The organism is Streptomyces sp. NPDC030296 (assembly GCF_055572815.1).
Map to the genome: position 1 here is coordinate 288,974 of NZ_JBVICQ010000013.1, position 7,001 is coordinate 295,974.

6 protein-coding genes are annotated in these 7,001 nt (G+C 71.0%); all 6 read right to left on the bottom strand.

The window, feature by feature from the left end; all coding sequences use genetic code 11:
- Positions 1-34 precede the first annotated feature (34 nt).
- From ACZ4Z3_RS33005 to ACZ4Z3_RS33030, 6 genes are read right to left on the bottom strand one after another with little or no spacing between them, the layout of a single operon-like run.
- Entirely contained in the window at positions 35-1,318 is a 1,284-nt protein-coding gene (locus ACZ4Z3_RS33005; protein WP_468504471.1) for an NAD(P)/FAD-dependent oxidoreductase, read from the bottom strand.
- A 49-nt stretch (positions 1,319-1,367) separates the two neighbouring features.
- Positions 1,368-2,033 carry a haloacid dehalogenase type II gene (locus tag ACZ4Z3_RS33010; RefSeq protein WP_468504472.1) on the bottom strand — a complete coding sequence of 222 codons (666 nt, stop codon included), beginning with the start codon at positions 2,031-2,033 and terminating at the stop codon, positions 1,368-1,370.
- Positions 2,034-2,077: 44 nt separating this feature from the next.
- Positions 2,078-3,016 carry an aldo/keto reductase gene (locus ACZ4Z3_RS33015; protein WP_468504473.1) on the bottom strand — a complete coding sequence of 313 codons (939 nt, stop codon included), beginning with the start codon at positions 3,014-3,016 and terminating at the stop codon, positions 2,078-2,080.
- Entirely contained in the window at positions 3,013-4,473 is a 1,461-nt protein-coding gene (locus ACZ4Z3_RS33020) for an aldehyde dehydrogenase family protein (RefSeq protein WP_468504474.1), read from the bottom strand. The genes ACZ4Z3_RS33015 and ACZ4Z3_RS33020 overlap by 4 nt, the downstream gene beginning before the upstream one ends.
- Positions 4,470-5,423: a succinylglutamate desuccinylase/aspartoacylase family protein gene (locus tag ACZ4Z3_RS33025; protein ID WP_468504475.1), complete on the bottom strand. Its 954-nt coding sequence runs from the start codon at positions 5,421-5,423 to the stop codon at positions 4,470-4,472. The genes ACZ4Z3_RS33020 and ACZ4Z3_RS33025 overlap by 4 nt, the downstream gene beginning before the upstream one ends.
- 23 nt (positions 5,424-5,446) lie before the next feature.
- Positions 5,447-6,829 carry an aminotransferase class III-fold pyridoxal phosphate-dependent enzyme gene (locus ACZ4Z3_RS33030; protein WP_468504476.1) on the bottom strand — a complete coding sequence of 461 codons (1,383 nt, stop codon included), beginning with the start codon at positions 6,827-6,829 and terminating at the stop codon, positions 5,447-5,449.
- Between the last annotated feature and the right edge of the window lie 172 nt (positions 6,830-7,001).

The window sequence follows — 7,001 nt, forward strand, 5'->3', positions numbered from 1 at the left end:
AGGCCCCCGCGGTGTCACCGGCGGTGGCGCCTGCTCAGAGCAGGCGGTCCTTCGCCTTGTAGTAGGCGCCGCCGAACGGCAGGAACCAGGGTGTGCCGTTGTAGAAGGGGACGGGCACCTTCGGGAAGCCGAAGCCCCGCATCGGGTTGGCCTCCGGCCTGCCGTCCATCATCTCGGCGACCGCGCGGCCCATGTAGGTGGCCATCTGGACGCCGTGGCCGCAGTAACCCATGGAGTAGTACAGGCCGTTGACCTCGCCCGCGTGTGGGATGCGGTCCCAGGAGAAGCCGACCATGCCGCCCCAGACGTAGTCGATCTTCACCCCTGCCAGCTGCGGGAAGATCTCCGTCATCTCCCGCTTGAGGATGTCACCGCTCTTGACGTCGGACGCCGGGTTGGATGGGGCGAATCGGGCCCGGCCGCCGAAGGCGAGGCGGTTGTCCGGCGTGAGACGGATGTAGTTGCCGACATTCTTGTGGGCGACCAGCAGGCGGCCGTTGGGGATGAGCTCCTTGGCGCGCGCCTCCCCCAGCGGCTCGGTGACGATGATGAAGCTGCCGACGTTGATCAGCCGCTTGCGGAACCACGGCATCGCGTTGTCGGTGTAGGCATCCGTCGCCGCCATCACCTGCTTGGCACGGATGGTGCCGCGCATGGTCTCCACCACGAAGCCGCCGCCCGGCAGGCGGGTGAGGCCGGTGGCGGCGTTGCGCTCGTGGATCTCGGCACCGGCACGCTCGGCGGCGTCTGCCAGGCCGACGACGAACTTGCCCACGTGCAGGGCTGCGCCGAGCGGGTCGAGCAGGGCGCCGTGGTAGTGGTCCGAGCCCAGCTCGGCGCGCAGCTCGCTCTTGCTCAGGACGACCGTCTCGTGGCCGAAGTTCTCGGCCAGGTCGCGCTGCTTGGCGTGCATGCCCTCGAGGTGCTTGGGCTTGCAGACCAAGCCGAGGCGCCCGGCACGGTGGAAGTCGCAGTCGATCTTCTCCTTGACCGCAATCTCCTCGACGAGGTCCACTGCTACGCGGAACGCGTCGTAGAGCTCGCGAGCACGTTCCTGCCCGTAGCGCTTGCGGGCCTGGGCCGGGCTGATGGTGATGCCGGGGTTGCAGTGGCTGCCGTTGCGCCCGGAGGCGCCCGAACCGACCTGGTCCTTCTCGACCAGGACGACCCGGGCACCCTTACGGGCGGCGTGGTAAGCGGTGGACAGGCCGGTGAGGCCGCCGCCGATCACCACCACGTCCGCCTCGTCGGGCAGGTCCTTCCCGGAACGGTCGGGCAGGGCGGGAGCTGTGTCCATCCAGTAGGGGATCTGCTTCATGGCGTGCGTCCTCTTGTCTACTCGCTCTGTTTCGCCGGTGCGCCGTAGGTCAGCAGCCGAGGAGCTTCGGCAGACCCGACATGTCGGGCAGCTCGTCGTACGGCTGGTAGTCGGAGCTGCCCAGGCGGCCGTAGCGGTTGATCCACACCCGGCGCTTCAGACCGAGGTCGCGGGTCGGAATGTGGTCGTACTCCCACCCTTGCGCGGTGTGGATGACCTGCGACGGCTCGACGCCCATGGTCTTGAAGGCGTACTCGAAGGTCTGGCGGTCGGGCTTGTAGGCGCCGGCCTGCTGGGCGGTGATCACGTAGTCGAACTCGACGCCGATGTTCTCCACGTTCCGCGCGATCAGGTTGTCGTCGGTGTTGGAGATGATCGCGATCTCGTACTTCGTCTTCAGGGCGCGCAGCGCGTCCGGGACCTCGGGCCAGGGGCCGAAGGTGGGGACGGCCTCGACCAGGGCGTCACCGTCGGACTCGCGGTACTCCAGGCCGTGCAGGCGCATGGCGTTGCGCAGGCTGGAGTGCAGGATCTCGTGGTAAGGGCGGTAGGCCTCCAGGACGGCCTGGAAGCGCATGACGCGGAAGTCGTCGAGGAACTCGTCGACATTCAGGTTGTCCAGGTCCAGCCGGTCCTCCAGGACCTTCAGGGTCGTGGGAGCCAGCTCGAAGTTGATCAGGGTCGCGTAGGCGTCGAAGGTGACGATCTCTCGCATGGTGTTCAGCCTCGTCTCGAGGGGTTGTTGGGTGGGTGTGGGCTTCAGACGACGCGTTCGCCGGGGGCGACGATCGCGTCCAGCGCGGCCAGGTCGGCCGGGCTCGGTATCCAGTCGGCGGCCGCCGCGTTGGCGGTGACCTGCTCGGGGGTCATGGCGCCGCAGATGACGGAGCCGACGGCGGGCAGGGCGGCCAGCGCGCCGACCGCGACCTGGAGGAGGGTCAGACCGCGTGCGGCGCCGTACGCGGTGAGAGCCTCGACCCGGTCGAGGGCGGCGTCGGTGAGCCAGCCCCGCCGCCAGGACAGGCGGCTGCCGGGCGGGGGCCGCTCACCGCGGCGGTACTTGCCGCTGAGCAGGCCGTTGGCCAGCGGGTAGTACGGCAGCAGGCCGAGGCCGTGGCGCAGACAGGCCGGGATCAGGTCCTGTTCGGCACCGCGGTCGAGGAGGTGGTAGCGCGCCTGGGTGGACACGAAGGCGTCCGTGAGCCGCTCGGCGGGGAGGTTCGAGCAGCCGATGTGGAGGACCTTGCCCTCGTCGACCAGTTCCGTCAGCGCGGCGACGGTCTCCTCCAGCGGCGTGACGCCGTCCGGTTCGTGGTACTGGTACAGGTCGATCCGGTCGGTGCCGAGCCGGGTCAGCGAGGCCTCCACCGCGTACCGGATGTAGGCGCGGGCGCCGCGCGGACCGTACAGGTCGGCGTCGCGGCCCATCGCCATGCCGAACTTGGTGGCCAGCACCACCTCGTCGCGGTGGCCCTTGAGCGCGGCGCCGAGCAGCCGTTCGCCGTCGCCGCGCAGACCGCCCCGGTCCCCTGCCCCGCCGTACATGTCGGCGGTGTCGAACAGGGTGATCCCGGCGTCGAGCGCGGCGTGGACGACGGCCTTCGTGCCGTCCTCGTCGAGGCGGCTGCCGACGTTGTTGCCGCCCACGCCGACCACCGAGACGGTCGGGCCGCGCTCGCCGAGCGTGCGGTATCTCATGACCGGTTCCCGAACCCGATGCAGACGTTCTTGGTCTGCAGGTAGCTCGCCAGTCCTTCGAGGCCCTTCTCCCGGCCCCAGCCGCTGTGCTTGTAGCCGCCGAAGGGCAGTTCGACGCCCGTGCCGACGCCGGTGGCGTTGACGTAGACCTGGCCGGCCCGGATGCCCTCGGCGAGGCGCATCGCCTTGTCGATGTCGCGGGTCCAGACGTAGGAGGCGAGGCCGTACGGGCTGTCGTTGGCGATCTCCAGGGCCTCGGCCGCGTCGTCGAACTCGATGACCGTGACGACGGGGCCGAAGATCTCCTCGCGGGCGCACCGGGCCTGGTTGTCCAGTCCGGTGAGGACGGTCGGCCGGACGTAGTAGCCGTCGGCCAGCTCGGGCTCGGTGGGGGCGCCGCCGCCGGCCCGGGCCACCGCGCCCTCCTCGCGCGCCAGTTCCAGGTAGCCGAGGACCCGGTCCCGCTGCCGTGCGGCGACGAGAGGGCCGACGTCCGGATCGCTGAGTCCGGGGCCGACGCTGAGGGAGTCGGCGTGCGCGACCAGCTTCTCCAGGAACTCCTCGGCGCCGCGCTGGAGCAGCAGCCGGGTGCCGGCCGAGCAGGTCTGCCCGGCGTTGCCGAACGCGGAGGCGGCGACGGCGCCGAGGGCCGCGTCGAAGTCGGCGTCGGCGAAGACGACGACGGGGGACTTGCCGCCCAGTTCGGTGACGGAGGGCACCACGTTGGCGGCGGCGGCCTGGGCGACCTTGATGCCGGTCGGCACCGAGCCGGTGAAGGTGACCTGGTTGATGTCCGGGTGCCCGGCGAGGGCCGCGCCGGTCTCGCCGTCACCGGGGACCACGTTCAGCACGCCCGGCGGAAGACCGCACTCCAGGGCGATCCGGCCGATCTCCAGCGGGGTGAGCGGTGCCTCCGGCGACGGCTTGAGCACCACCGTGCAGCCCGCGGCCAGGGCCGGGGCGGAGCCCCGCGCGGTGTTCTGGAGCGGGTAGTTGAAGGGGATGATCTGGCCGGAGACGCCGATCGGCTCGCGCACGGTGTAGTCGAGCAGGCCGGGCCCGAGGGGGACCGTCGAGCCGCCGAGCTTGTCGGCGACGCCCGCGTAGAACTCGAAGTAGCGGGCCGCCGCCTCGACGTCGTTCCTGGCCTGGCGGAGCGGCTTGCCGACGTCCTGGCTCTCCAGCCGGGCCAGCCGCTCGCCCTGGTAGCGGATGGCCTCCGCGATCCGGTACAGGATCCGGCCGCGGTCGGCGGCCCGCATCCCGGCCCACTCGGGGGAGGTGAAGGCCGTGCGGGCGGCGGCCACCGCCTGGTCCACGTCCGCCTTGCCGCCCAGCGCCACCTGGGCGATCGCCGTGCCGTCGGACGGGTCGAGGACGGTGAAGGAGCGGCCGTCGGCGGCGGGGACCTGCTTGCCGTCGATGAGCAGCTCGGTCAACTGCAGTTCCTTGGTCATGGCCGGATCTCCCCGAGCACCTCGCCGAAGATGACGACCTCGTCGCCGGGGCGGACCGTGCGGATGCGGCGCACCCAGAGCACGATGCCTTCCTGCGGCGCGCGGACCTCTTCCAGCGTGGTGCCGTAGTGGTCGGTGATGGTGGCGATCAGATCGCCTTCCTTGCAGGTCTCCCCCGGCTCGGCGTGGGCGACGAAGAAGCCGCCGGCGGCGGAGCGGGCGAAGGTCCCGGAGACCGTGGTGTAGGTGTCCCGCAGTTCCGGCTCGCCGTCGGTCAGGCCGAGGCGGCGCAGGATGTTGCGGATCGAGTTCATGTGGTGCTCGACGTTGGTCTCGCGGTAGGTGGCGCCGCCGCACTCGATGGTGATGGCGGGCTTGCCGGCCTCGAGGACGGGGTGGCGGACGGTGCCGCCCCACTTGCCGCCCTTCCAGACCAGTTCGTGTCCGGCCGCGAGGGCGAGGTCGGTGGCGAGGTCCTCGTAGCCGCCCTGGAGGATGACGAGCGGGGCGATCTCTCCGTAGGCGCCACCGGTGTGCAGGTCGACCACGGCGTCGACGGCGGGAACGACCTGCTCGACGAAGGTGGCGGCCAGCCGCTGCGAGTAGGAGCCCTCCGCGTCGCCGGGGAAGATGCGGTTGAGGTTGAGGTGGTCGATGCCGCTCGCGCGGGCCGCGGCCTCGAAGGCGGGGGTGTTCAGGCAGGGGATGCCGACGACGGTGCCGCGCAGGGTGGCCGGGTCGAGCTCGGCGAGCACGCGGCGGATGGCCTCCTGGCCGTCGTACTCGTCGCCGTGCACGCCCGCGTCCACACACAGGACGGGGCCGTCGTGGGCGCCGTTGACGACGATCAGCGGGATGCCGAGCTCCACGCCGTAGCTGCTGGTGCCGACCGGGATCAGACCCTGAGCGCGCGCGCCGGGGGCGACGGTCAGCGGACCGATGGAGTACATGGGGAACCTTTCCAGGACGTGGATCAGATGCGGGCCGACGCCTCGGCCAGGACGCCCGCGATGATCGCGGCGATACGGTCGAGGACGCCGCGGTCGCTGATCAGCGGGGGTGCGATCTGGACCAGCGGGGCGGAGCGGTTGTAGACACGGGCGAGCAGGCCGGCCTCGCGCAGCCGGCGCGGGATCAGGTCGGCGATCAGACCAGCGCGGGCGAGGTCGCTGAATCCGCCGTCGTCGAGGTCGCCGACGAGTTCGCAGGAGTAGAAGAACCCGGTGCCGCGGACGTCGCCGACGATCGGCAGGTCCTTGAGGGCGGCCATGCGCTGGGCGAGGTCTCCCTGGAGGGCGCGGACGTTGTCCAGGACGCGGTCCCGCTCCAGGATCTCCAGGTTGCGCAGCGCGATGGCCGCGCTCAGCGGGTGCCCGGCGAAGGTGTAGCCGTGGTTGAGGACCACACCGGGCCGGTTGATGACGTCGGTGACCTTGGTGCCGACGAGGGTCGCGCCCAGGGGGGCGTATCCGGAGGTGATGCCCTTGGCGACGGTGACCATGTCCGGGCGGGCTTCGTAGCGGTCGCCGCCGAACCACTCGCCGAGTCGGCCGAATCCCGTGATCACCTCGTCGGCGACGAGCAGGAATCCGTAGTGGTCGGCCAGCGCCCGCAGTCCCTGCCAGTAGCCCCGGGGCGGTGTGATGCAGCCGCCCCGGTTCTGCACGGGTTCGGCGATGAGCATCGCGACGGTCTCCGGGCCCTCGGTCAGGATCGTCGCCTCCAACTCGGCGAGGAGCCAGGCCGTCCACACCTCGTCGTCGGCGAACTCCGGTGCGAGGCCGAAGCGACTGGTGTTGGACACGAACCGGGTGTCGATCGCCGGCGGCCCGTACGGCTCGGTGAGGCCGGGGTCGTCGGTGAACGACAGGGTGCCGACGGTCAGCCCGTGGTAGGCGCCGCGGCGGGCGATCGCCTTGACCCGGCCCGGTTCCCCGCGCAGGGCGTGGTAGCGACGGGCGATCTTCCAGGCGGTCTCGACGGCTTCGGCGCCGCCGCTCGAGAAGAAGGTGTGCTCGATGTCGACGGGGGCGATCCGGGACAGCCGCTCGGCGAGTTCGATCGCCGTCGGGTGCGCGGAGCCGGTCCACAGCGGGCTGTAGCACAGCTCGCGCAGTTGCCGTTCGGCTGCCTCGGCGAACTCGGGGCCGTAGGAGTAGCCGAGCTGGCAGCAGTACAGCCCCGACAGGCCGTCGATGTAGCGCCTGCCGTCCGTGTCGTCGACGTACGGGCCCTCCCCGCGCCGGACGACGAGGAGGTCGTCCCCCTCGGCGCCGAGCGATCCGTTGGCGGTCATGTTCAGCAGCAGATGCCGCTGGGCGGTGGCCGCGATCGTCTGAGCGGCGGCGGTGGTCATACTGCCTCACCTCCGGGGTTGGCGACGCCGACGGTGTTTTCGACCGAGAGCAGGGATTCCTGTCGTCCGGAGCCGATCCAGCGGACCAGGGCGACGAGGCCGAGGGCGAGGATGGCGAAGGCGATGAGGATGGCGCTGACGGCGGTGACGCTGGGGTCGATCTCGAAGGTGA